The organism is Aeromonas sp. EU05-FHT14A05 (assembly GCF_058791175.1).
In genome coordinates, this window is the sequence record NZ_JBYTDH010000030.1 from 1 (window position 1) to 1,032 (window position 1,032).

At 60.6% G+C, this 1,032-nt stretch carries 1 protein-coding gene; it reads right to left on the minus strand.

The window, feature by feature from the left end; genetic code table 11:
* Positions 1 to 2 precede the first annotated feature (2 nt).
* Positions 3 to 965, minus strand: a complete 963-nt coding sequence (locus AC3WR3_RS20800) for an IS1595 family transposase (RefSeq protein WP_492293324.1) — start codon at positions 963 to 965, stop codon at positions 3 to 5.
* Positions 966 to 1,032 lie beyond the last annotated feature (67 nt).

Below are 1,032 nucleotides of genomic sequence, written 5' to 3' on the forward strand. Positions count from 1 at the left end.
GGCTATGTCCCAATTACGTGTTGCATGGGGCGCCCCAGCGCCTCATGCAAGCAACGTGGGATAGTCACCTCCCTTCCATAGCGCTCTAACATCCTTCGCCACCCCAGATAATTCCTCAGATAGTGGGTCGCTACCCCATGGAACCGCTCCATCCACTCCTTCAACCGCCTGTGGTACCCGTTCACATGCTGGATGTGATACGCACCCACCACCCGCTCTCCCGCACGGTTGCGCACCACCTGATGCGTTATCCCTTGCCCCTCGCTGAAACTGGCATACACCCCGGCGCCATCACTGCACAGTACCGCATCCGGCGCGATAAGCGGCGTCAGCACTGCCCTGACTGCTTTGGCATTTAGCTGCTCCAACTGGAAGTCAGCCAGATGACCTGCTCTGTCCTGCACCACCATCACCGGGATGTAATCCGGCCCTGTGCCTCGGGTGCGGCCTTTGCCGCCACGATGACGGGCCGGGCGGGGCAATCCGCGCTGTCCTTTGAACGACTCCAGGAAGAAGGTTTCATCGACCTCGACAATCCCCTCTTCCCGTACCGCTTGGTGGCTCGCCATGGCGTTCAGGAAGCGGTGACGCCACAAGAAGGCAGTGTTTTTGCAGACCCCGCAGCGAATCGCAGCCTGCCGGACGGTCAAGCCGTCGATGAGGGCCTGGGCGTAGTCTTCCCAGCATTGTGCCTTGCGAAGTCGGGCCAGCGGCGTCTTGGTGAGAACGGAGCTTGTGCGTAGACACTGCTTGCAGCGATAACGGCGCAGCCCTCTATTCCAGCCCCAGGGAGCCAACTGCGCGGCCACGGCCTGGCAGTGAGGGCAACATTGGCAAGCGGGGAGTTGGGTGGCCAACGAGGTGATGGGGTGAGGGGTGGTGAGTTCATGTTGCACGAGGCGACGTTGGCGGAGGGTGAGCTGTGGGAAGAGAGACAGTAGATGCTGAAAGGCTTGGGTATCCATGATGGAGGCCCTCAAGGTGATGGCTTGCTTCAAGGTTAGCCTTTCAACACATAACTGGGACAGCGCC